The organism is Pseudomonas sp. Irchel s3b2 (assembly GCF_900187445.1).
GTDB lineage: Bacteria > Pseudomonadota > Gammaproteobacteria > Pseudomonadales > Pseudomonadaceae > Aquipseudomonas.
Genome location: NZ_FYEB01000011.1, coordinates 65,123 through 84,481, shown reverse-complemented (window position 1 = coordinate 84,481; position 19,359 = coordinate 65,123). Strand labels below are relative to the sequence as shown.

Annotated in this window: 22 protein-coding genes; 9 read left to right on the top strand and 13 right to left on the bottom strand. The window is 60.9% G+C overall.

Features of this window, described 5'->3' with window-relative positions:
- Window positions 1-42: 42 nt before the first annotated feature.
- On the top strand, window positions 43-1,941 hold the full coding sequence (dxs, locus tag CKW20_RS21015) for a 1-deoxy-D-xylulose-5-phosphate synthase (protein ID WP_095054594.1): 1,899 nt from the start codon (window positions 43-45) through the stop codon (window positions 1,939-1,941).
- A 153-nt stretch (window positions 1,942-2,094) separates the two neighbouring features.
- A complete protein-coding gene (locus CKW20_RS21010; protein ID WP_095054593.1) occupies window positions 2,095-3,984 on the top strand; it encodes a TonB-dependent receptor domain-containing protein in 1,890 nt (629 codons plus the stop codon).
- A 136-nt stretch (window positions 3,985-4,120) separates the two neighbouring features.
- Here CKW20_RS21010 and CKW20_RS21005 read toward each other — a convergent pair whose 3' ends face one another.
- From CKW20_RS21005 to nrdR, 12 genes are all read right to left on the bottom strand, one after another.
- Complete coding sequence (locus CKW20_RS21005) at window positions 4,121-4,921, bottom strand: cobalamin-binding protein (protein ID WP_095054592.1); 801 nt, start codon at window positions 4,919-4,921, stop codon at window positions 4,121-4,123.
- Window positions 4,921-5,340 (bottom strand): MFS transporter, encoded by a 420-nt coding sequence (locus CKW20_RS21000; RefSeq protein WP_095054591.1) that lies wholly within the window; start codon window positions 5,338-5,340, stop codon window positions 4,921-4,923. Before CKW20_RS21000 ends, CKW20_RS21005 begins: the two co-directional genes overlap by 1 nt.
- Window positions 5,337-5,954, bottom strand: a complete 618-nt coding sequence (ribA, locus tag CKW20_RS20995) for a GTP cyclohydrolase II (RefSeq protein ID WP_007906827.1) — start codon at window positions 5,952-5,954, stop codon at window positions 5,337-5,339. The genes CKW20_RS21000 and ribA overlap by 4 nt, the downstream gene beginning before the upstream one ends.
- A gap of 278 nt (window positions 5,955-6,232) precedes the next feature.
- Window positions 6,233-6,970: a transporter substrate-binding domain-containing protein gene (locus CKW20_RS20990; RefSeq protein ID WP_095054590.1), complete on the bottom strand. Its 738-nt coding sequence runs from the start codon at window positions 6,968-6,970 to the stop codon at window positions 6,233-6,235.
- Window positions 6,971-6,993: 23 nt separating this feature from the next.
- The gene (locus CKW20_RS20985; RefSeq protein WP_030131337.1) at window positions 6,994-7,497 is read right to left on the bottom strand and encodes a phosphatidylglycerophosphatase A; all 504 of its coding nucleotides are present in this window, start codon (window positions 7,495-7,497) and stop codon (window positions 6,994-6,996) included.
- Window positions 7,494-8,459, bottom strand: a complete 966-nt coding sequence (gene thiL, locus CKW20_RS20980; RefSeq protein ID WP_095054589.1) for a thiamine-phosphate kinase — start codon at window positions 8,457-8,459, stop codon at window positions 7,494-7,496. Before thiL ends, CKW20_RS20985 begins: the two co-directional genes overlap by 4 nt.
- A gap of 27 nt (window positions 8,460-8,486) precedes the next feature.
- Window positions 8,487-8,987, bottom strand: a complete 501-nt coding sequence (gene nusB, locus CKW20_RS20975; protein WP_095054588.1) for a transcription antitermination factor NusB — start codon at window positions 8,985-8,987, stop codon at window positions 8,487-8,489.
- Window positions 8,984-9,460, bottom strand: a complete 477-nt coding sequence (ribE, locus tag CKW20_RS20970; protein ID WP_003228649.1) for a 6,7-dimethyl-8-ribityllumazine synthase — start codon at window positions 9,458-9,460, stop codon at window positions 8,984-8,986. Before ribE ends, nusB begins: the two co-directional genes overlap by 4 nt.
- Window positions 9,461-9,551: 91 nt before the next feature.
- Window positions 9,552-10,643: a bifunctional 3,4-dihydroxy-2-butanone-4-phosphate synthase/GTP cyclohydrolase II gene (ribBA, locus tag CKW20_RS20965; RefSeq protein WP_095054587.1), complete on the bottom strand. Its 1,092-nt coding sequence runs from the start codon at window positions 10,641-10,643 to the stop codon at window positions 9,552-9,554.
- 31 nt (window positions 10,644-10,674) lie between these two features.
- Window positions 10,675-11,340 (bottom strand): riboflavin synthase, encoded by a 666-nt coding sequence (locus tag CKW20_RS20960; RefSeq protein ID WP_095054586.1) that lies wholly within the window; start codon window positions 11,338-11,340, stop codon window positions 10,675-10,677.
- Window positions 11,341-11,387: 47 nt separating this feature from the next.
- A complete protein-coding gene (gene ribD, locus CKW20_RS20955) occupies window positions 11,388-12,521 on the bottom strand; it encodes a bifunctional diaminohydroxyphosphoribosylaminopyrimidine deaminase/5-amino-6-(5-phosphoribosylamino)uracil reductase RibD (RefSeq protein WP_095054585.1) in 1,134 nt (377 codons plus the stop codon).
- Window positions 12,518-12,982, bottom strand: coding sequence for a transcriptional regulator NrdR (gene nrdR, locus CKW20_RS20950; protein WP_007906838.1), 465 nt, complete (start codon window positions 12,980-12,982; stop codon window positions 12,518-12,520). The genes ribD and nrdR overlap by 4 nt, the downstream gene beginning before the upstream one ends.
- A gap of 117 nt (window positions 12,983-13,099) precedes the next feature.
- Here nrdR and CKW20_RS20945 point away from each other — a divergent pair, with 117 nt between their 5' ends.
- From CKW20_RS20945 to trxA, 3 genes are all read left to right on the top strand, one after another.
- Window positions 13,100-13,564, top strand: a complete 465-nt coding sequence (locus CKW20_RS20945; RefSeq protein WP_095054584.1) for a YbaY family lipoprotein — start codon at window positions 13,100-13,102, stop codon at window positions 13,562-13,564.
- Entirely contained in the window at window positions 13,561-14,217 is a 657-nt protein-coding gene (locus CKW20_RS20940) for a methyltransferase (RefSeq protein WP_095054583.1), read from the top strand. Before CKW20_RS20945 ends, CKW20_RS20940 begins: the two co-directional genes overlap by 4 nt.
- 188 nt (window positions 14,218-14,405) lie before the next feature.
- Window positions 14,406-15,278, top strand: coding sequence for a thioredoxin (gene trxA, locus CKW20_RS20935; protein ID WP_052967072.1), 873 nt, complete (start codon window positions 14,406-14,408; stop codon window positions 15,276-15,278).
- Window positions 15,279-15,405: 127 nt separating this feature from the next.
- Here the strand turns inward: trxA and CKW20_RS20930 are convergent, their stop codons facing one another.
- The gene (locus CKW20_RS20930; protein WP_095054582.1) at window positions 15,406-15,750 is read right to left on the bottom strand and encodes a hypothetical protein; all 345 of its coding nucleotides are present in this window, start codon (window positions 15,748-15,750) and stop codon (window positions 15,406-15,408) included.
- Between the two features lie 133 nt (window positions 15,751-15,883).
- Between CKW20_RS20930 and CKW20_RS20925 the strand changes: the two genes are divergently transcribed.
- The 4 genes from CKW20_RS20925 (at window position 15,884) to CKW20_RS20910 (ending at window position 19,150) form a co-directional block, all read left to right on the top strand.
- A complete protein-coding gene (locus CKW20_RS20925) occupies window positions 15,884-16,477 on the top strand; it encodes a DUF2796 domain-containing protein (RefSeq protein WP_095054581.1) in 594 nt (197 codons plus the stop codon).
- A gap of 165 nt (window positions 16,478-16,642) precedes the next feature.
- On the top strand, window positions 16,643-17,353 hold the full coding sequence (locus CKW20_RS20920) for an ABC transporter ATP-binding protein (protein WP_095054580.1): 711 nt from the start codon (window positions 16,643-16,645) through the stop codon (window positions 17,351-17,353).
- A gap of 1 nt (window position 17,354) precedes the next feature.
- On the top strand, window positions 17,355-18,620 hold the full coding sequence (locus CKW20_RS20915) for an ABC transporter permease (protein WP_095054579.1): 1,266 nt from the start codon (window positions 17,355-17,357) through the stop codon (window positions 18,618-18,620).
- Between the two features lie 11 nt (window positions 18,621-18,631).
- Entirely contained in the window at window positions 18,632-19,150 is a 519-nt protein-coding gene (locus tag CKW20_RS20910) for a DUF3299 domain-containing protein (RefSeq protein WP_095054578.1), read from the top strand.
- Window positions 19,151-19,359: the final 209 nt, after the last annotated feature.

The window sequence follows — 19,359 nt, the reverse complement described above, 5'->3', positions numbered from 1 at the left end:
AGGTAAACTGCCGCATCTTTTATACCTATAACGATTCGCCTGATGCCCACGACGTTTCATGAGATTCCCCGCAAGCGCCCGACCACGCCCCTGCTCGACCGTGCCAACACGCCGGACGGCCTGCGCCGGTTAGGCGAAGCCGAGCTGGAAACCCTGGCCGATGAATTGCGCCTGGAATTGCTCTACACGGTCGGTCAGACCGGTGGGCATTTCGGTGCCGGCCTGGGCGTCATCGAGCTGACCATCGCGCTGCATTACGTCTTCGACACCCCGGACGACCGGCTAGTGTGGGATGTGGGTCATCAGGCCTACCCGCACAAAATCCTCACGGGTCGTCGCGAACGCATGAACACCCTGCGCCAGAAGGACGGCGTTGCCGCCTTCCCGCGTCGTTCCGAGAGCGAGTACGACACCTTTGGCGTTGGTCACTCCAGCACGTCGATCAGCGCAGCGCTGGGCATGGCGATCGCCGCCCGCCTGCAACACAGTGATCGCAAGGCGATCGCGGTGATCGGTGATGGCGCATTGACCGCCGGCATGGCCTTCGAGGCGCTGAACCACGCGCCGGAAGTGGATGCCAACATGCTGGTGATCCTCAACGACAACGACATGTCGATCTCGCGCAACGTCGGCGGGCTGTCGAACTATCTGGCGAAAATCCTTTCCAGCCGCACTTACGCGAGCATGCGCGAAGGCAGCAAAAAGGTCCTGTCGCGTCTGCCCGGCGCCTGGGAAATCGCCCGTCGTACCGAAGAATACGCCAAAGGCATGCTGGTCCCCGGCACGCTGTTCGAAGAGCTGGGCTGGAACTACATCGGTCCGATCGATGGCCACGACCTGCCGACCCTGATCGCCACCCTGCGTAACATGCGCGATCTGAAAGGCCCGCAATTCCTGCATGTGGTCACCAAGAAAGGCAAAGGCTTCGCTCCGGCAGAAGTCGACCCGATCGGTTACCACGCCATCACCAAACTCGAACCTGTGGATGCTCCGGCCGCCGCGCCGAAGAAAGCCGGCGGGCCGAAGTATTCCGGTGTGTTCGGTGAATGGCTGTGCGACATGGCCGCGGTTGATCCGCGTCTGGTCGGGATTACCCCGGCGATGAAGGAAGGCTCCGATCTCGTGGCGTTCAGCGAGCGCTTCCCGGAGCGTTATTTCGACGTGGCGATTGCCGAGCAACACGCCGTGACCCTCGCCGCCGGTATGGCCTGCGAAGGCGCAAAACCGGTGGTGGCGATCTATTCGACCTTCCTGCAACGCGCTTACGACCAACTGATTCATGACGTCGCAGTGCAAAACCTCGACGTGCTGTTCGCCATCGACCGCGCCGGTCTGGTGGGCGAAGACGGCCCGACACACGCGGGCAGCTTCGACCTGTCGTTCCTGCGTTGCATCCCCGGCATGCTGGTGATGACCCCGAGTGACGAAAACGAACTGCGCAAAATGCTCAGCACCGGCCATTTGTATAACGGCCCGGCGGCTGTGCGTTATCCGCGCGGCACTGGCCCGAATGCGCCGATCGCGAAAGACCTCGAACCAATTGAAATCGGCAAGGGTGTCGTCCGCCGTCAGGGCAGCAAAGTCGCCCTGCTGGTGTTTGGCGTGCAACTGGCCGAGGCACTGAAAGTCGCCGAGAAGCTGGATGCGACCGTGGTCGACATGCGTTTTGTCAAACCGCTCGACGAAGCACTGGTTCGCGAAATCGCCGGCAGCCACGAGTTACTGGTGACCGTCGAAGAGAACGCAATCATGGGCGGTGCCGGTGGCGCGGTCAGTGAGTTCCTCGCCCGCGAGAACATCCTCAAGTCGGTGCTGCACCTGGGCTTGCCGGATGCCTATGTGGAGCACGCCAAGCCAGCGCAGATGCTGGCTGAATGTGGGCTGGATGAGGCCGGGATCGAAGAAGCGGTGCGGCAGCGCCTGCAACTGCTGAATATCTAATCCTCTGGCCACATGCAAAACCCTGTGGGAGCGAGCCTGCTCGCGATAGCGGTCTGACAGTCAATTCGATACTGACTGACATACCGCTATCGCGAGCAGGCTCGCTCCCACATTTTTGATTTGTGTTCACCCCAAAGCGTCAACGGACTGCCCATGAAACTCCCACGCCTCGCCCTGGCGCTGACCCTCCTGCCGGCCGGCCAGCTTCTGGCCGACACCTTCGAACGCGACCAAGCTCTGAAACTGCCGGACGTGCTGATCAGCGCCAACCGTCAGGTCGAAGCGCGCAACGACAGCAGCGCTGCCAACACGGTGTTCACCCGCGAAGACATCGATCGTCTGCAACCGAGCAGTGTCACTGACCTGCTGCGCCGCGTACCGGGCGTACAGGTCGGGCAAACCGGCGGGCGCGGCAGCCTGCCGGGGGTCTACATTCGCGGTACCAAGTCGGCGCAAAGTCTGGTGTTGGTCGACGGCCAGCGCATCGGCAACTCGACCTCCGGCGACAGCAACCTGCAACACATCAACATCGAACAGGTCGAGCGCGTGGAAGTGCTGCGCGGCTCCCGCTCGGTAATTTACGGCAGCGATGCGATTGGCGGGGTGATCCAGATCTTCACCCGCCGTGGCGGCGAACAGAGCCTGCAACCACGTATGCACGTGGGGGTTGGCAGCAGCAGCAACCAGACCTGGGAGCGCAGCCTCGGATTGTCCGGCGGCGACACGCTGACACGCTTCAACCTCGGTGCCAGCCTCGACGAAACGGCAGGCATCAATCGCACCCACCAGTCTTATCCCAGTGATGGCGATCACGATGAATACCGCAATAAGTCGGTCAGCTTAAGCTTGAGTCACGCCCTCACCGACGACATTGAAGTCGGCGCCAATCTGCTGGATAACCAGGGCAAAAGCGCATTCGACAACCCGTTCGGCCGCTTCGACATGACCACCTTCGAATCGGTCCAGCAGCAGCCCTACAGCGAGTTCTCTGTAAGCAGCGTCAGCAGTTACGTCGACGCGCGGATCAATGACCGATGGAAAACCCGCATCGAGTTCGGCCACAGCGAAAACCGTGAGAAGACGCTCGACAAGCTCAGCGACGAGCGCAGCGTGTTCAACACTTACCGCGATTCGGTGAACTGGCAGAACGACCTGACCCTGGATGAGCGCAACAGCCTGATCCTCGGCGGCGACTGGTACGAAGACCGAATCAATAGCAGCACAGCGTTCGACGAAGACAGCCGCTGGAACCGCGCAGCGTTTATCCAGCATCGCTATCAGGCCGACAGTTTCTCTACCGAACTGGGCCTGCGTCGCGACCAAAACCAGCAGTTCGGTAGCCAGAACAGCTGGAGCGGTACGTTCACCCTGCCGCTGGACCCGGACAACGATGTGCTGTTGACCTACAGCGAAGGCTTCCGCGCGCCGACCTTCAACGACCTGTACTACCCGGATTTCAGCAACCCGGACCTGAAACCCGAGACCTCGAAAAGTTATGAGCTGCAATGGCGCAGTCAGCTGACAGAAACCAGTCGCCTGGAAGCTTCGCTGTACCGCACCGATCTGGAAGACGCGATTATTTTCGGCAGCAACAACCGCCCGTCTAACGTCGCTTCGGCGCGAATCAATGGTTTTGAAGCGGCCTTGAAGCAGGAGCTATTCGGCTGGCAGAGCAACCTAGGCGTGGCGATCATCGACCCACGGGATCGCGACAGCGGCCACACCCTCGCCCGTCGTGCACGACGGACTTTGAGCCTGGATCTGGATCGGCAGTTCGATCGACTGGGCCTCGGTGCCAGTTGGCAAGCGGTGAGCAGCAGTTATGACGACGAAAACAATCAGCAGCCGTTGGGCGGGTATGCGTTGTTAGGGGTGCGTAGCAGTTGGGCGCTGAATCGCGAGATCAAGCTGGAATTGAAGGTCGATAACCTGCTGGACAAGGGATACAGCCGGGCGTTGTATAGCCATGATGGCAGTCAGTATGGGTATCGCGAAGAAGGCCGGGCGTGGATGTTCGGGGTGACCTGGACGCCGGAGCTCTGATCTGAGATCAACGGTGTTCAGGCGGGCCTCTTCGCGGGCAAGCCTCGCTCCTACAGAGGTTGGTGTTATCCGAAAATTTTTTGATCGACTCAAACCCGTAGGAGCGAGGCTTGCCCGCGAAGGCCGCGCCTCGGTCTCAACGGTCAGGCGCGATCAACTGGCACAACTTGGCAGTCGCTTCGATCATCTGCCCACTCGGCCGCTCCAGGCCTTTGTCCGTCACCAGCAGCAATTGCCCCTGCGCCACCGCCGTCACCTGGGGCCAGCTCTTCCATGCCTCGAGCTGCGCCTGATCACTGGCCAGAATCACCTCGGGATTGCGCTGCAACACCGCCTCCACACTAACCTGCGGAGCAGGCTGCGTCAGGTCGGCAAACACATTGCGCGCCCCGCAGACCTCCAGCGCATCACTGATGATCTGCCCGCCGCCCACGGTGTACAGCGGCCGATCCCAGACTTGATAAAACACCCGTAACGGTTCATCCCTTCGATAGCGCTGGCGCAGGGAATCGAGTCGTTGACGCAGATTTTCGGCCAATGAAACGCCACGCTCCGCTCTGCCGAGTTGTGTAGCGATCGCTTCAATCTGGGCGGTAAGTTGTTCGAGGTTGTGAGGTTCGGCGACATAGGTGGGAATGTTCAGCCGTTTGAGCTGCTCACGCTGAGCCGGCCCCACACTGCCCGGCCAGAGCAGTAACAGATCGGGCTTGAGACTGAGCAGTCGTTCCATGTCCAATTGGCCGTAGCTGCCAACAGAAGGAATGTCTTTGAGTTCAGCAGGACGTTCGCCAGCATCCAGCACACCGATCAGAAGGTCAGCCGAGTTCAGCTCAACGACAATTTCAGAAAGCGACGGTGCCAGACTGACAACCCGCTCGACCGCAGACGCCGAACCGCTGACGGCCAGCAGCAACACCGCCAGCCAGATGCTGCGCATCAGCCGAGCTGACGCGGGATACGGTAGAGGTAGAACAGCACCGTGGTCGACAGCGCCAGCAGCACCAATGGAACGGCTTCAAGACCGACGAACACCGCCAGCGCACCGATCCAGGCAGGCAGGCCGGCGACCAGAAACGCGGCACGGCGTTTTGCGGCCAAGGCGATCCAGGCGTCGGGTTCTTCAGGGGTGTCGAGGGCTTTCTGGGTAGCGATCAGCGCGTGCTTGTAGCCGCCAAAGAACTTCAGGCTGACAAACATCGAGGCCACACCGGCGATGAACAACGGCATGGCCAGCACCGGCAGAATCGCCTCGCTTTGGCCGAATACGCCGTTGATCACGAACAGCGGTACCAAGGCCAGCGCCAGGTATTGCCACCAGTTGACGGACAGTCGCCGCCGTACCTGACCGCGGGTCACGCCCGGTCAACCTCGCCCTGATGCTCGTTGCCCATCATGTGGTCCAGCTTGCTGGCCTTGGTCGCCAGATAGAGTTTGTTGTGCGGGTTGTGCCCGGTGTGCAACGGCACGCGCTCGGCAACCACAATGCCCATGTCGGTCAAGGCTTTGACCTTGCGTGGGTTGTTGGTCATCAGACGCAGGGACTTCACGCCCAAGTGCTCCAGCATCGGCAGGCACATGGCGTAGTCGCGCTGATCGGCGGCGAAACCCAGACGTTCGTTGGCTTCAACGGTATCGGCACCGCCATCCTGCAATTCATAGGCGCGGATCTTGTTCAACAGGCCAATGCCGCGACCTTCCTGACGCAAGTAGAGCAACACGCCACGGCCTTCACGGGCGATTGCCTGCAAGGCTGCCTCGAGTTGCGAACCGCAGTCGCAGCGCTGGCTGAACAAGGCATCGCCGGTCAGGCATTCGGAGTGCAACCGGCCGAGTACCGGAGCACCGTCGGCGAACTCACCCAGGCTCAGTACTACGTGCTCGCGCCCGTTCTCTTCATCGAGAAAGCCATGCATGGTGAATTGCGCAAAAGGCGTTGGCAGCTTGGAAGCGGCGACAAAAACGACAGGCACCGGTGTGCTCCTGATCTATAAGTACTGAAGATTCGCAGAGGCGGCATTGTAACAGCACGTTCCTGCAGACGCTTAGGCTGAATTATCGGCTATAACGATCAAAATGTTTGATCATCGGCTCGACGCATACATCCCTGTAGCAGCTGGCGAAGCCTGCGTTCGGCGGCGCAGCCGTCGTGAAACCTGTCGACTCGGTCAATCTGACACACTTCAGCGCCTGAATTTACGACGGCTTCGCCGCCGAACGCAGGCTTCGCCAGCTGCTACAAGGGCTGTATTCAGTTCGACTTAAACGGATAGGGCTGCTTCCAGCGTTCGAAGATCGGTTTCAGCTGGCCGTTTTTTACCAGCACGTCCATGCGCTGATCGAACAGAGCCATCAACGTGCGAGCCCGAGGTGTATCGGCAAAACACAGATACAGTGGCAAATCCACGATGTGCGTGCGACGAAACTGCGACGGGGCCTTGGCTTGGCTGACGATGGAGTCGACGTCGTCCAGCGCGTCGATGTAGTAGTCGACGCGGTTGTGGGTCAGCATCGACAGGATCCCGGTCCGCCGCGCGACTTCGTTATAGCGCTGCACATTGGGCAGATAGACCTGGAATTTGTAGCCGCGAACCCAAGCCAATCGATAATTGCCCAGGGTTTGCAGGGTCGGCGCCGGATTGCTGGCCAGACCCAGCGCATAGATCGGATCGGTATCGAAACTCCAGCGTGGATAGAGCACGTCGCTGACTTCATCCCGATAGGCACCGACACAAGCGTCCACTTCGCCACGCTGTGCCAAGCCCGTGGCGCGCGTATACGGTTCGATTCGAATAGCCAGTTTGACGCCAGCCGGCTCGAACACTTCGCGCAACACATCCCAGCCCAAACCATGACCATCGGCGGCGGTAAAGTCTTCCCAGGCTTCGCTGGCGAGGTGAATCACGGACGGCGTCGTCGGTGCCTCCCCCGCCTGGGCGAACGAGCAAAATAGCGCGAATACCATCAGCAGCAACCCGCGTTGCGCCATCCCCGTTTCTCTCATTTGACGCATCAGACGAAAAGCCACACCAGCCCTTGCATCGCCAACCACGCAAATACGCCCGCCAGCACATCGTCGAGCATGATCCCGACGCCACCGTGCACATGCCGGTCGATCCAGTGAATCGGCCAGGGTTTGAGGATGTCGAAGAAGCGGAACATCAAGAACCCCGCCAGCAACCAATACCAGCCTTCCGGTACCAGCCACAGGGTGATCCACATCCCGACCATCTCATCCCAGACGATGCCTTCATGGTCGTGCACGCGCAAATCATCGGCGACCTTGCCGCACAGCCAGAAGCCGAACAGCATGGTGATACCGAGCATCAGCCAGTAGCCCCAATCGGGCAGCATCTGCCACAACGGAATGAAGGGTAACGCCACTAACGAACCCCAGGTGCCCGGTGCTTTTGGCAGGGTGCCCGAGCCGAAGCCGAACGCCAGGAAATGCCAAGGGTTGCGCCAGACCGACGGCGGTACGAACTCCGCCGGAACCTGTTTGGGATGATCTGTCACGGTGTCTCCCGAAAATGTTGATAACCCCGGATTGGCGGGGTGATGTCGTGTCCGTCGGCGTCCAGCAGTGTCACGCCCTGCCCCGCTACGACCCGCCCAAGCACATGGATCGGCCAGCCGTCCGCCAGCAATGATGGCAATTCGGCGGGCGGTAAGGTGAAGGCCAGCACGTAATCGTCACCGCCGCTCAAGGCGGCTTGCTCAGCGCCGGACTGACCGAGGAAAGCCAGCAGCGCCTTCGACAACGGCAGCTTGCTGCGCTCCACCTGAACCCCGACTTTCGACGCCAAGGCAATGTGCCCGCAGTCAGCGAGCAGGCCATCGGAGATGTCCAGCGCCGCAGTGGCTCTGCCGCGCAACGCCATGCCCAGCCCCAGCTGCGGTTGCGGCGACCAGTAATGAGCCCGCAACGGATCGGCGATGGCCGCGTCAGCCATTCGCTGGCCGAGCACCAACGGCAAGGCGCCCGCGCCGTTACCCAGCTCACCGCCCACGCAGAGCAAATCGCCCGGCTGTGCGCCGCTGCGGGTCAACGCCAGACCGGCCGGCACCCGACCGAACACGGTCATGGTCAAACTCAACGGCCCGCGGGTGGTATCGCCACCCACCAGCGCCACAGCGCAATTTTGCGCCATGAGGTTCAAACCCCGGGCGAAGGCTTCCAGCCAATCGGTGGTCACCGTCGGCAAAGTCAGGGCAAGGGTAAAGGCAATGGGGGTGGCGCCCATGGCGGCCAGATCACTGACAGCCACAGCCAGCGAGCGCTGACCGAGCAGAAACGGGTCGCAAGGGTCTGCGAAATGCACACCGGCCACGAGGGTGTCGGTGGAAATCGCCAACTGCTCCCCGGGGGGAACAGCCAGCAAGGCGCAATCGTCGCCGATCCCCAGAGCAACGCCTTCGCCGCCTTGCGCACAAGGCGCGGCGGCGAAGAAATTGCGGATCAGCTCAAACTCGCCCATGGCTGAGACAAAGTATTCAAGCGCCAATCAGCGCTTGAACGCCTTCACTTCAGCTTCACGCAGACGCGGGGCCAGCTTGTCGAGCACACCGTTCACGAACTTGTGGCCGTCGGTTGAACCGAAGACCTTGGCCAGTTCGATACCTTCGTTGATCACAACGCGGTACGGCACATCAGCGCGCTCGAGCAGCTCCCAGGTGGACAGGCGCAGAACCGCCAGTTCAACCGGGTCCAGCTCTTCGATGGTCAGGTCCAGGCAAGGCTTGAGCGCGGCGTCGATCTTGTCCTTCTGCGCAGGAACACCGTGCAGGATTTCACGGAAGTAGGCGCCATCAACATCACTGAAATCGTTATCGACCCGGAACTGCGCCTCGATTTCGTTCAGCGACTGCTTGGCCATGTGCCATTGGTACAGCGCCTGAGTCGCGAGCTGACGGGCTTCGCGACGCTTGACGCTTTTCGATGGCTTGCCGGCATCCGCAGGCTTTGGATCGCGCGGGTTGAAACGATCGCTATCGTCGCTAATCACTTGGCCTCCAACTGTGCCAGCAGGCTGACCATTTCCAGAGCGGACAGGGCAGCTTCGGCACCTTTGTTACCGGCCTTGGTGCCGGAACGTTCGATGGCTTGTTCGATGGAATCAACGGTCAGTACGCCGAAAGCGACCGGTACGCCGAACTCCATGGACACCTGGGCCAGGCCCTTGGTGCATTCGCCCGCCACGTATTCGAAGTGCGGAGTACCGCCACGAATGACTGCGCCCAGGGCGATGATTGCCGCGAACTCGCCCTTCTGAGCAACTTTCTGCGCAACCAGCGGGATTTCGAAGGCGCCAGGCGCACGGATGATGGTGATGTCGCTTTCGCTCACGCCATGGCGAACCAGGGCATCAACTGCACCGCTGACCAGGCTTTCAACGACGAAGCTGTTGAAACGGCCCACTACCAAAGCGTAGCGGCCTTTAGGGGCGATGAAGGTACCTTCGATGGTCTTCAGGGTCATTCGTTAGATCTCTTAAAGAGCCGGGACGCGTTTTCTACGCGTCCCTCAGTGATGTGTTAACCGCGAATACAGGCCCGCAAACTGCCGGTCATTATTCGGAGGGCACGTATTCTACAACTTCCAGATCGAAACCGGATATCGCATTAAATTTCATCGGCGCACTCATCAGGCGCATTTTGCGTACGCCCAGGTCCCGAAGGATCTGCGAACCGGCACCGACGATGCTGTAGGTGGTCGGTTTTTTCACTGCGCTGTGATCCGCGGTTTCGCGGATATGCGCCAGCAACACGTCGCCATCGAGCGGGTGACCGAGCAGCAGCACCACGCCGCTGCCAGCCTCGGCAACCGCAGCCATGGCGGCGCGCAGGCTCCAGCGGCCTGGTTGCTTGACCATCAACAGGTCACGCAGTGGGTCCATGTTGTGCACCCGAACCAACGTCGGCTCTTCGGCGCACACGGTGCCCAGGGTCAGGGCCATGTGCACGTCGCCTTCTACCGAATCACGATAGGTCACCAGGTTGAACTGGCCCAGTTCGCTGTCCAGCGGCTGCTCGGCAATCCGCTGAACGGTACGTTCGTGGATCATCCGGTAGTGAATCAGGTCGGCGATGGTGCCGATCTTGATGTTGTGTTCGGCGGCAAATGCTTCGAGTTCGGCGCGACGGGACATGGTGCCGTCGTCGTTCATCACTTCGCAGATCACACCGCTCGGCTCGAAACCGGCCATGCGCGCCAGGTCGCAGGCAGCTTCGGTGTGGCCGGCCCGGGCCAGCGTACCGCCAGCCTGGGCCATCAGCGGGAAGATATGACCGGGGCTGACGATGTCTTCAGCCTTGGCGTCTTTCGCAGCTGCAGCCTGCACGGTGCGCGCACGGTCGGCCGCGGAGATACCGGTGGTGACGCCTTCGGCGGCTTCGATGGACACGGTGAACTTGGTGCCGAAACCGGAACCGTTGCGTGGCGCCATCAACGGCAGCTTGAGCAGTTCGCAGCGCTCGCGGCTCATCGGCATGCAGATCAGGCCACGGGCGTGCTTGGCCATGAAGTTGATGTGTTCAGGCAGGCAGCACTCGGCGGCCATGATCAGGTCGCCTTCGTTCTCGCGGTCTTCGTCATCCATGAGGATGACCATCTTGCCTTGGCGGATGTCTTCAACCAGTTCTTCGATGCTATTGAGCGCCACAAGGCACCCCCCTTCTTTCGAAATTTGAGCTTCAGGATTTGAGGTAGCCGTTTTGGGCCAGAAAGCTTTCGGTAATGGTGCTGCCGACAGTAGGCTCTGCTGCCTTGTCGCCGAGCAGAAGGCGCTCCAGATAACGCGCCAGCAAGTCCACCTCCAGATTCACCCGGCGACCTGGCTGGTACGACGCCATGATGGTTTCGCTCAGGGTATGCGGAATGATGGTCAGCAAGAACTCGGCGCCATCGACCGCGTTCACGGTCAGGCTAGTACCGTCGACGGTGATCGAGCCTTTATGGGCGATGTACTTGGCCAGATCTTTCGGGGCACGGATGCGAAATTCGACGGCGCGGGCATTTTCGGTGCGGGCAACCACTTCGCCCACGCCATCGACGTGGCCGCTGACCAGATGCCCGCCGAGACGAGTGGTCGGGGTCAGAGCTTTTTCCAGATTCACCGGGCTGCCGCTTTTGAGGTCATTCATGGCGGTGCAGTCGAGGGTTTCGCGACTGACGTCCGCCGCAAAACCATTGCCCGGCAATTCAACCGCGGTCAGGCACACGCCGTTGACGGCAATGCTGTCGCCCAGTTTGACGTCGCTCAGGTCGAGCTTGCCGGTTTCTACGTAAACCCGCACATCTCCGCCTTTTGGGGTCAATGCGCGAATACTGCCGATAGATTCGATGATGCCGGTAAACATGGAGTCCTCCTCGAGAACAGAGCCAGCGCTAGAGCAATGGCCGGGAATTATACGCTGGCCGCTGGCAGAGGAATGGCAATGACTCGCCAGTCATCGCCAACCGCACGAATTTCGGTGATTTTGAGCTCGGGCGCGTCTTTCATCAGCGCCAGTGGCCAGTCCAGTAGTGGTCGAGCCGATGAGCCCAGAAACTTGCCGGCGATGAAAATCTGGAACTCGTCCACCAGCCCGAGCTGGGCAAACGCGCCAGCCAGTCGCGGGCCGGCTTCGACCAGCACGTCATTGACGCCACGGTTGGCGAGTTCGACCAGTAACTGATGCAGATCGACCTGGCCATCGTCGCCCGGCACGATCAGGCATTCCGGACCGTTGGCGTACTGTTCTTCCACCGCGACACACGTGGCGACCAGTGCCGGACCGGCCTTGAAGAACGGCGCATCCAGCGGCACCCGCAGGCGACCGTCGATCAGCACGCGAAGCGGCGGACGGCTCATGGCCAAGGCCGTTTGTTCGGGATCCAGACCCAATTCATCGGCACGCACAGTCAAACGGGCGTTGTCCGCAAGCACCGTGTCGGCACCGGTCAGCACCACACTGGCCTGGGCGCGCAAACGCTGTACCGCCGAACGGGCCGCTGGACCGGTGATCCACTGGCTCTCGCCGCTTTCCATCGCCGTGCGACCGTCGAGGCTCATCGCCAACTTGACCCGCACGAACGGCAAGCCATGCTCCATGCGTTTGAGGAAGCCTTGATTGATCTTGCGCGCCTCGCCTTCCAGTACGCCGCTTTCGGTGGCGATACCAGCCTGGGCCAGACGTTGCAGACCGCGACCGGCGACTTCCGGGTTCGGGTCCTGCATCGCCGCAACGACGCGCGCCACACCGGCATTCACCAGCGCATCGGCGCAAGGCGGCGTACGGCCGTGGTGGCTGCAAGGTTCGAGGGTCACGTAAGCCGTGGCGCCCCGCGCCTTGTCGCCAGCGGCGCGCAGGGCGTGGACTTCGGCGTGGGGTTCGCCGGTGCGCACATGCCAGCCTTCGCCGACAATCTGCCCGTCACGCACCACCACGCAGCCAACCCGGGGGTTGGGGTGCGTCGTGTAATGACCTTTGCGCGCCAGTTCCAGGGCTCGGGCCATGTAATGCGCGTCGAGGATGGCTTGTTCGGAAGAAGTGGTCATTCTTTCACCGGCTCACGGGCGAGGCGATCGATCTCTTCGCGGAACTCGTTGAGGTCCTGGAAGCGTCGATACACCGAAGCGAAGCGGATATAGGCGACTTCATCAAGCTTCTTCAGCTCGGCCATCACCAGTTCGCCGACCACGAGGGATTTGACCTCGCGTTCGCCGGTGGCGCGCAGTTTGTGTTTGATGTGCACCAGCGACGATTCGAGGCGCTCGACACTCACCGGGCGCTTCTCCAGCGCCCGCTGCATGCCGGCGCGCAGTTTTTCTTCGTCGAACGGCTGGCGACTACCGTCGGTTTTGATCAGGCGCGGCAACACCAGTTCGGCGGTTTCAAACGTCGTGAAACGTTCGCCGCAGGCCAGGCATTCACGCCGGCGGCGCACCTGTTCGCCCTCGGCGACCAGACGCGAGTCGATGACCTTGGTGTCGTTGGCACCGCAGAAGGGACAGTGCATGGTGGCAGGCAACAAAAAATGGGAGGGCCATGGTAGCGCATCCCCGTGGCAAGACAAGCCATAGGGTTTGCGGTATACAGACTGGCTGTATATGGATTTCGCTTGCTGGAGCCGCCAATGTCTTTACGCCCCCTCATTTTGCTCAGTCTTTTCAGCCTGTTGGTGGCCTGCGGCAGCGATGCGCCCAAGCCCCAGCCGCCGACGCCCGGCCCTGCACCGCAACAGGCGCAGAAGAAAGCCAAGGCATCGGCCGAGCTCGGCCCCCTGCCGGCTTATCAACGTGAATTGAGCGGCACCTTGCAGGGTGTGCCGGCCGGTGCCGAAGTCGAACTGGCGTTGCTGGTGATCGACGAAAAGGATCGCCCGCAACAATTGCTCGCCAATTCCAACCTGATCGGCACCAATCAGCTGTTGCCGTTTCGTCTGCGTTTCAACCCCGAATCCTTTCCGGCCGGTGCCCGCGTCGAGCTTCGCGGCCGCGCCAGCCAGTCCGGGCAGTTGATTCTGCATCTGCCGGCGCAAATGATCACACAGCCAACCACCCAGGCATTGGGTCAGCTGCAATTCGTCAAAGCGCCATGATTGCACCGCTCGACCTGCAACAGGCGTTAGGTGAATTGCTCGGCGATGCACAGCTTGTCGCCTGTGAGTTGCCAGACACCGAGCTGAAACTCTGGCTGATCGACGGCGACAACATGGACCGTGCCTTCAGCCCGGAAGAAACCCGGCGGATTCTCCACGAGCCGCCGTACTGGAGTTTCTGCTGGGCCAGTGGGCTGGCCGTGGCTCGCTATCTCGCCGAGCACCCGCAATGGGTCGAAGGTAAACGGGTGCTGGATTTCGGCGCCGGTTCCGGGGTGGCGGGGATTGCGGCGGTGAAAGCCGGGGCACTGGAAGTGGTGGCCTGTGACCTGGACCCGCTGGCGATTGCCGCGTGTCGGGCGAATGCCGAACTCAATGGCGTGCAACTCAGCTACTCGACGGATTTTTTCGCCGAGGCCGATCGGTTCGATCTGATTCTGGTGGCCGATGTGTTGTACGACCGGGCAAATCTGCCGTTGCTCGACGAGTTTCTCAGCCGTGGCCGGGAAGCGTTGGTGGCGGATTCGCGCGTGAGGGATTTTCGCCATCCGTTGTATCGGCGCATCGAAATGCTGGAAGCGATGACCTTGCCAGACCTGGCCGAACCTGAAGAGTTTCGGTATGTGAGCCTTTACCATGCGCGGCGTGGCTAAGAGCTTCGCGGGGAAGCCTCGCTCCTACTGGGTTAGTGTTGATTTCAAAATTAAGGTGAACCTGTAGGAGCGAGGCTTGCCCGCGAAGACGTCCCGTCAGGCAGCACATCACTCAATGGCCACCACGCTTTCAGCCACCCCCCACCAAGCCTTATAGTGACCACATCCACGCTTTTACGAGATCCCCCATGAGTCAGGAAACGCCGTACATTTTCGACGCCACGACTGCCGATTTCGACCAGTCGGTGATCGAGAACTCTTTTCACAAACCGGTGCTGGTGGATTTCTGGGCCGAGTGGTGTGCGCCGTGCAAGGCCTTGATGCCAATGCTGCAAACCATCGCCGAGAGCTATCAGGGCGAGTTGCTGCTGGCCAAGGTCAATTGCGACATCGAGCAGGACATCGTCGCGCGTTTCGGCATTCGCAGCCTGCCGACGGTGGTGCTGTTCAAGGACGGTCAGCCGGTGGACGGTTTTGCCGGAGCACAACCGGAATCGGCTGTGCGCACCATGCTCGAACCCCACGTGCAAATGCCGCCGCCCGCTGCGGCCGACCCGTTCGAACAGGCTCAGGCGCTGTTCGATGACGGCCGTTTCGCCGACGCCGAAGCCACGCTCAAAGTGCTGCTGGCTGAAGACAACACCAACGCCAAGGCACTGATTCTCTATGCCCGCTGCCTCACCGAACGCGGCGAGTTGGGTGAAGCGCAAATTGTGCTCGACGCGGTCAAGACCGATGAGCACAAAGCTGCGTTGGCCGGCGCCAAGGCGCAGATCCAGTTCCTCGGTCAGGCCAGGGATTTGCCGGATGCGGCAGACCTGAAAGCACGTCTGGCGAAAAATCCGCAGGACGATGAAGCGGTCTATCAACTGGCGATCCAGCAACTGGCTCGTCAGCAATACGACGCGGCACTGGATGCCTTGCTGAAACTGTTCATCCGCAATCGCAGCTACAGCGAAGGCTTGCCGCACAAGACCTTGCTGCAAGTGTTCGAACTGCTGGGCAACGATCACCCACTGGTGACCACGTACCGTCGCAAGTTGTTCGCTGCGCTTTATTAAGTGGATCGGGTCATGTGAACCCGATCCCGTAGGAGCCCGGCTTGCCAGCGAAGGCGTTTTCATCGGCGCCGCATGAGCCGCATGACGTGAGGCCGCCTTCGCTGCTCGGTGAGGTTCAAGACAGTATCTACGCCTTGCGCCAGCTATACAGCGGCGTATCCCCGCCGCTCACCACTTTGACATCTGCGCAGTGGCGCAAGCGCACCAACAAGCGCTTGCCCGCCGCTGCGCTGCCGGTTAGCCCTTCCAGTTGCTCCAGCAAATCCGGCCCGCTCAATTGCCCGGCCTTGCGCAGCAACTCTTGGGCGATCTGCCACAGCGCATCGTCCTGATTCACCGGTTTGGCGGGCGCAACACTCGCCTCGGGTTTTGCTGCCTGCAACTGCGCACCAAGCTGTGCCCAGTCGCCCTCATCCAGCTCCAGGGTCAAATCCACCGGCCAGTCGCCGATGCTTCCGCGTATTCGCAACATAAGTCTGCTCCTGCACATACCTGACTCGCATGCTCCCATGGGTCTTGCGTAACGCCAAGCAGACGGTCAAACTCTCGGCACTTTCGTTATAAGATTACATAACAAACTCTTCACTTTACTTCGGAGACCCGCCATGCGCCGTCTGCTGCTCGCTTTGCCGTTTGCCTTGTTGCCGCTGGCTGTCACCCAGGCGGCGGTCGAGCATGATCACGATCATGATGAGCATGGCAGCCTCAGCGCCCACGAACATGGCGTCGGTCGCCTGAACGCGGCGCTGGACGGCCAGACTCTGGAGCTGGAACTGGAAAGCCCGGCGATGAACCTGGTGGGTTTCGAACACGCCGCCACCACCGACGCCGACAAGGCCAAGGTCGCTGCCGTCCGTGCCCAGCTGGAAAAACCGCTGGTGCTGTTCAACCTGCCAAAAGCCGCCGGTTGCGTAATCGCGACTCAGGAACTGGAAAGCCCGCTGTTCGGTGACAAGCCGGATGCCGACGATCATGACGAAGAAGACGCCAAGGACGGTCACGAGCATGAACTTGACCACAGCGAGATCCATGCCCATTACCAATTCAGCTGCTCGGCGCCGGGCGCGCTGAAGACCCTGGACCTGGCGACTATCTTCAACACATTCCCGGCCACCCAGAAGATTCAGGTACAACTGATCAGCCCGAGCGGGCAGCAAGGGGTTGAGGTAACAGCCAAGGCTGCCGCCCTGAAATTCTGATCCGATACCACCCCCTGTAGGAGCGAGGCTTGCCCGCGAAGAGGCCATTAGATTCAACAGTGATGTTGACTGTGAGATCGCTTTCGCGGGCAAGCCTCGCTCCTACAGGGGTTTGTGTTGAGTGTGACATTGAGACAAGTAACCAAAACCCATGAAATCGGCGCTATGACCCAAGCACTCATCGAACTGTCCGACCTGGGCTTCAGCTGGCCCGGTCATCCGCCGCTGCTGGACATCCCGGCGTTTCGCCTTATGCCGGGTGAAACCCTGTTCCTCAAAGGCCCCAGCGGCAGCGGCAAGACCACTCTGCTCGGCCTGCTCGGTGGCGTGCAAAAGCCTGATCGCGGCAGCATTCGATTGCTCGGCCAGGAGCTGACCGAACTCTCCGCCGGAGCCCGCGACCACTTCCGGGTCGATCACACCGGCTACATCTTCCAGCAGTTCAACTTGCTGCCGTTCCTCTCGGTGCGCGAGAACGTCGAGTTGCCCTGCCACTTCTCCAGACTGCGCGCAGAACGGGCGAAACAGCGCCACGGCAGCGTCGATCAGGCGGCAGCCACCCTGCTTGCCCACCTGGGTTTGACCGATCAAAACTTGCTCAGCCGCCGTGCCGACTCGCTGTCCATCGGCCAGCAACAACGGGTCGCCGCCGCGCGCGCGTTGATTGGTCAGCCGGAACTGGTGATCGCCGACGAACCGACCTCAGCGCTGGACTACGACGCCCGCGAGAACTTCATTCGCCTGCTGTTCGCCGAATGCCGCGAAGCCGGCTCGAGCCTGTTGTTCGTCAGCCATGACCAGAGCCTAGCGCCGCTGTTCGATCGCCACCTGTCGCTGGCCGATCTCAATCGCGCCGCCACCCCGTCCGAGGTCTGAGATGTATTTGTTTCGTCTAGCCATGGCCAGCCTGGCTAACCGTCGCTTCACCGCGATCCTCACTGCGTTCGCCATCGCCCTGTCGGTCTGCCTGTTGCTGGCGGTGGAGCGGGTGCGCACCGAGGCCAAGGCCAGTTTCGCCAGCACCATCAGCGGCACCGACCTGATCGTCGGCGCGCGCTCCGGTTCGGTGAATCTGCTGTTGTATTCGGTGTTCCGCATCGGCAATGCCACCAACAACATCCGCTGGGACAGCTTCGAGCATTTCGCCAACAACCCGAAAGTGAAGTGGGCGATCCCGATGTCCCTCGGCGATTCCCATCGCGGATATCGGGTGATGGGCACCACCGAGGCGTACTTCGAGCATTACCAGTACGGCCATCAACAGCACCTCGAACTGGCCGACGGCCGCGCCTTCGCCAGCGATCCGTTCGAAGTGGTGCTCGGCGCCGAAGTGGCCGATGCGCTGCATTACAAGCTTGGCGATAAATTGGTGTTGGCCCATGGCGTAGCGGTAATCAGCCTGGTCAAGCACGACGACAAACCGTTCACCGTGATCGGCATTCTCAAACGCACCGGCACCCCGGTGGACCGCACGCTGCACATCAGCCTCGGCGGCATGGAAGCCATCCACGTCGACTGGAAAAACGGCGTGCCGGCGCGCGGTAACGGCCGGATCAGTGCCGACCAGGCGCGCAACATGGACCTGACGCCGCAAGCGATCACTGCGTTCATGCTCGGTCTCAACAGCAAGATTTCGACGTTTTCGCTGCAACGGGAGATCAACGAATTCCGTGGCGAACCGATGCTGGCGATTCTGCCGGGTGTGGCATTGCAAGAGTTGTGGAGTTTGATGAGCACGGCGGAAAAAGCCTTGTTCGTCGTCTCGCTGTTCGTGGTGCTGACCGGGTTGATCGGCATGCTCACGGCGATCCTCACCAGCCTCAATGAGCGACGCAGAGAGATGGCGATCCTGCGCTCGGTCGGTGCTCGGCCGTGGCACATCGCGACCTTACTGGTACTGGAAGCATTCGCCCTGGCATTGTCCGGAGTGATTGCCGGTGTGGCGCTGCTGTATGTGGGCATCGCCGTGGCGCAGGGTTACGTGCAGTCGAATTACGGCTTGTACCTGCCGCTGGCCTGGCCGAGCGAATATGAATGGACACTGCTCGGTGGCATCCTGATCACCGCACTGCTGATGGGCAGCGTGCCGGCCTGGCGTGCTTATCGCCAATCTCTGGCCGATGGCCTGTCGATCCGACTATGAGGACGTTGAAAATGCCCCGCGCCCTGTTTGCGCTATTGATACTGGTTGCCCTGCCGCTGTGGGCGGCCGAACCGAAAGACCTGACCTGGTCGGAAATGATCCCGCCGGATGCGGCGCCAGAAGTGCCGAACATGACGCCGCTGCATGACCTGTCGAAGATGAGCGATGCGTTGTCCGCGGAGTCGGCCCCAGCGGCCAAACAGGACATGCCAAACGCGCCGGTGGTGAAGAGCCTCGATGGCAAGAATATTCGTTTGCCGGGCTACATCGTGCCGCTGGAAGTCAGTGAAGAAGGCCGCACCACGGAGTTTCTGCTGGTGCCGTATTTCGGCGCCTGCATCCATGTGCCACCTCCTCCGTCGAACCAGATCGTGCATGTCAAAAGTGAAGTCGGCGTGAAGCTTGATGAGCTGTATCAACCGTACTGGATCGAAGGTGCGTTGCAGGTCAAGGCGTCCACCAGCGAGTTGGCGGATGCCGGGTATCAGATGGAGGCGGACAAGATTTATGTGTATGAATTGCCGGAGTGAATCCGGTGGTTTTGTGTGGATAGAGAGGACGCCTTCGCGGGCAAGCCTCGCTCCTACAGGGATAACACAATACCCGTAGGAGCGAGGCTTGCCCGCGATGAGGCCATCAAAAGTTCCGCAAAAATCGGGACCATCACTGTTTCATTGAGCTGAATCAAAAGACCGTATCAGTTGGATCCCTACCATTGGACATCGAACATTTTTAACGT

Excerpts from the sequence above, each read along its gene's own strand:
- CKW20_RS21010 (WP_095054593.1), top strand. The coding sequence starts at position 2,095 with ATGAAACTCCCACGCCTCGCCCTGGCGCTGACCCTCCTGCCGGCCGGC.
- CKW20_RS20925 (WP_095054581.1), top strand. The coding sequence starts at position 15,884 with ATGCGCCGTCTGCTGCTCGCTTTGCCGTTTGCCTTGTTGCCGCTGGCT.
- ribE (WP_003228649.1), bottom strand. The coding sequence starts at position 9,460 with ATGACCCTGAAGACCATCGAAGGTACCTTCATCGCCCCTAAAGGCCGC.
- CKW20_RS20915 (WP_095054579.1), top strand. The coding sequence starts at position 17,355 with ATGTATTTGTTTCGTCTAGCCATGGCCAGCCTGGCTAACCGTCGCTTC.
- CKW20_RS20990 (WP_095054590.1), bottom strand. The coding sequence starts at position 6,970 with ATGGCGCAACGCGGGTTGCTGCTGATGGTATTCGCGCTATTTTGCTCG.
- CKW20_RS20920 (WP_095054580.1), top strand. The coding sequence starts at position 16,643 with ATGACCCAAGCACTCATCGAACTGTCCGACCTGGGCTTCAGCTGGCCC.
- thiL (WP_095054589.1), bottom strand. The coding sequence starts at position 8,459 with ATGGGCGAGTTTGAGCTGATCCGCAATTTCTTCGCCGCCGCGCCTTGT.
- dxs (WP_095054594.1), top strand. The coding sequence starts at position 43 with ATGCCCACGACGTTTCATGAGATTCCCCGCAAGCGCCCGACCACGCCC.
- ribD (WP_095054585.1), bottom strand. The coding sequence starts at position 12,521 with ATGACCACTTCTTCCGAACAAGCCATCCTCGACGCGCATTACATGGCC.
- CKW20_RS20945 (WP_095054584.1), top strand. The coding sequence starts at position 13,100 with ATGTCTTTACGCCCCCTCATTTTGCTCAGTCTTTTCAGCCTGTTGGTG.
- CKW20_RS21005 (WP_095054592.1), bottom strand. The coding sequence starts at position 4,921 with ATGCGCAGCATCTGGCTGGCGGTGTTGCTGCTGGCCGTCAGCGGTTCG.
- trxA (WP_052967072.1), top strand. The coding sequence starts at position 14,406 with ATGAGTCAGGAAACGCCGTACATTTTCGACGCCACGACTGCCGATTTC.
- CKW20_RS20910 (WP_095054578.1), top strand. The coding sequence starts at position 18,632 with ATGCCCCGCGCCCTGTTTGCGCTATTGATACTGGTTGCCCTGCCGCTG.
- CKW20_RS20940 (WP_095054583.1), top strand. The coding sequence starts at position 13,561 with ATGATTGCACCGCTCGACCTGCAACAGGCGTTAGGTGAATTGCTCGGC.
- CKW20_RS20960 (WP_095054586.1), bottom strand. The coding sequence starts at position 11,340 with ATGTTTACCGGCATCATCGAATCTATCGGCAGTATTCGCGCATTGACC.
- nrdR (WP_007906838.1), bottom strand. The coding sequence starts at position 12,982 with ATGCACTGTCCCTTCTGCGGTGCCAACGACACCAAGGTCATCGACTCG.
- CKW20_RS20930 (WP_095054582.1), bottom strand. The coding sequence starts at position 15,750 with ATGTTGCGAATACGCGGAAGCATCGGCGACTGGCCGGTGGATTTGACC.